Here is a 2,795-nt window from a genome sequence, read left to right as displayed (position 1 = left end):
GACGGCGATGGACTGGAAGAAAGCCGTGTGCAGCTCGATGCCGCGCTGGCGCAACGCCTGCGGCAACAGGCGCGGCAGCTGGGCGTGAGCGCGGCCAGCCTGTGCCACCTGGCGTGGGCGCAAGTGCTGGCGCGAGTCGCCAACCGCAGCGACGTGGTGTTCGGCACCGTGCTGTTCGGCCGCATGCAGGGCGGCGAAGGCGCCGAACGCATGATGGGCTTGCTGATCAATACACTGCCGTTGCGGGTCAAGATCGATGCGCAAGGCGCAGCGGCAAGCGTGCAGCGCACCCATGCCTTGCTGGTGGAATTGATGGAACATGAACATGCGTCGCTGGCGCTGGCCCAGCGCGCCAGCGCGATTGCCGCGCCGCAGCCCTTGTTCTCGGCCTTGCTCAACTACCGCCATAGCACGCCGAGCGCGGCAACGCCCGCCGAGCAGGCGGCCTGGGAAGGCATCACCCGGATTTCGGGCGAAGAACGCAGCAACTATCCCTTGAGCCTGTCGATCGACGATCTGGGATCTGGCTTCACCTTGACAGCGCAAGTCACGCCTGCGGTCGGCGCACAACGCGTGTGCAGTTTCATGACGACCGCGCTGGAACGGCTGGTGGCGGCGCTGGAAATGACACCGGAACGCTCTATCAACAGCATCGATGTGCTGCCCGCGACTGAGCGCCATCAGATCGTCCGCAGCTGGAACGCGGCCCAGCCCGGCTATCCGGAGCAATTGCTGCCGCAGCTGTTTGAAGCGCAAGCGGCAAAAACGCCGCAGGCAGTGGCCGTGGTGCACGGCGCCGAGCAGCTGAGCTACGACGAACTCAACCGCCAGGCCAACCGGCTGGCGCATTACCTGCGCGAACTGGGCATCCAGCCGGACGACCGGGTGGCTATCTGCGTCGAGCGCGGTTTGTCCATGGTGGTCGGTTTGCTGGCAGTGCTGAAAGCAGGTGCGGCCTATGTACCGCTGGATCCGGCATATCCGGCGGACCGCCTGGCGCACATGCTGAACGACAGCGCACCGCGGGTGGTATTGACGCAGGCCGGCATCGAAGGCGGCTGGCAACAAGTGCGAGCAACGATTACCGTCGGCCTGCCAGTGCTAGACCTGCAGGCGCCAGCCTGGAACGCCTATCCAGACCACAATCCCGACAGCAGCCATCTGGCGCCGTCAGACATGGCATACGTAATCTACACCTCGGGTTCGACCGGTACGCCGAAGGGCGTGATGGTCGAGCATCGCAACGTGACGCGCCTGTTTGCGGCGACCGAGGCCTGGTTCCATTTTGGCGCAGAAGATGTCTGGAGCCTGTTCCATTCGTTTGCCTTCGATTTCTCGGTATGGGAGATCTGGGGCGCGCTGCTGCATGGCGGCCGCCTGGTGGTGGTGCCGCTGGAAACCGCACGTTCAGCGGAAGATTTCTACCGCCTGTTATGCCGCGAAAAAGTAACCATCCTTAACCAGACGCCGAGCGCCTTCCGCCAGTTGATTGCAGCCCAGGGCAGCAGCACAAAAACGCATCAGCTGCGGCACGTCATTTTCGGCGGCGAAGCGCTGGAACCGGCGACCCTGGTCCCGTGGTACGCGCAAAACCAGGGCTGCGCCACGCGCCTGATCAATATGTACGGCATCACCGAAACCACGGTACACGTTACTTACCAGCCGATCGAAGCGGCCGATACCGTACGCGGCGGCGTCAGTCCGATCGGCGTGCGCATACCGGATCTCAGCGTGTATCTGCTGGATACCCAGGGCGAACCGGCGCCGGTGGGCGTGCCCGGCGAGCTGTACATCGGCGGCGCCGGCGTGGCGCGCGGCTACCTGAACCGGCCGGAGCTGACCGAGCAGCGCTTCATTCCCGATCCGTTCTCGCAAGAGCCGGATGCACGCCTGTACAAGACCGGCGACTTGGCGCGCTGGCAGGCGGACGGCAGCCTGGTCTACCTGGGACGCAACGACTTCCAGGTCAAGATCCGCGGCTTCCGTATCGAACTGGGCGAAATCGAAACGCAACTGGCTTCTCATCCGGCCATCCGCGAGGCGGTGGTGATCGCGCGCGAAGATACTCCCGGCGACAAGCGCCTGGTGGCCTACATTGTGGTCAATGAAGAAGTCGACGCTGAAACGCTGCGCGCCCACCTCAGCCTCAATGTCCCCGATTACATGGTGCCGGCAGCCTATGTCACGCTGGACGCCTTGCCGCTGACGACCAACGGCAAGCTGGACCGCAAGAGCCTGCCGGCGCCGGACAGCGATGCCTATGCGGTGAGCGGCTATGAGGCGCCGCAAGGCGAGACAGAGATTGCGCTGGCGGCCATCTGGTCGGCCCTGCTGCAGATCGAACGCATCGGTCGCCACGACAACTTCTTTTCGCTGGGCGGCCATTCGCTGCTGGCCGTGACCTTGATGGAAAGGATGCGCCAGCAAGGCTTGCAAGCCGAAGTGCGCGCCCTGTTTTCTTCCCCGACCCTGGCCGGGCTGGCGGCGTCTATCGGTGAAGAAAGCCGCCTGGTCGAAGTCCCTGCCAACCTGATTCCATCCGGATGCGAAACCATCACGCCGGAGATGCTGCCGATGGTGGCGTTGAGCAGCGCTGAAATTGCCGGCATCGTCGACAACGTTCCAGGCGGGGCCGCCAATGTGCAGGATATCTATCCGCTGGCGCCATTGCAGGAAGGCATCCTGTTCCACCACTTGATGGCGAAAGAAGGCGACCCTTACCTGCTGGTGGGACTGACCAGTTTCGATACGCGGGCACGACTCGATTCTTACCTGACAGCTTTGCAAGCCGTGAT

1 protein-coding gene is annotated in these 2,795 nt (G+C 63.7%); it reads left to right on the top strand.

The genetic code is table 11. The features are described from left to right. Nucleotides 1–2,795, top strand: a 2,795-nt coding sequence (locus tag JWQ61_RS05490) for an amino acid adenylation domain-containing protein (RefSeq protein ID WP_304359635.1), incomplete at both ends; no start/stop codon positions are given.

The organism is Collimonas fungivorans (assembly GCF_028292705.1).
In the GTDB taxonomy this organism is placed as follows: domain Bacteria; phylum Pseudomonadota; class Gammaproteobacteria; order Burkholderiales; family Burkholderiaceae_D; genus Collimonas; species Collimonas fungivorans_B.
Note: the sequence above shows the minus strand (reverse complement) of the source record. Positions and strands in the feature narration are given on the sequence as shown.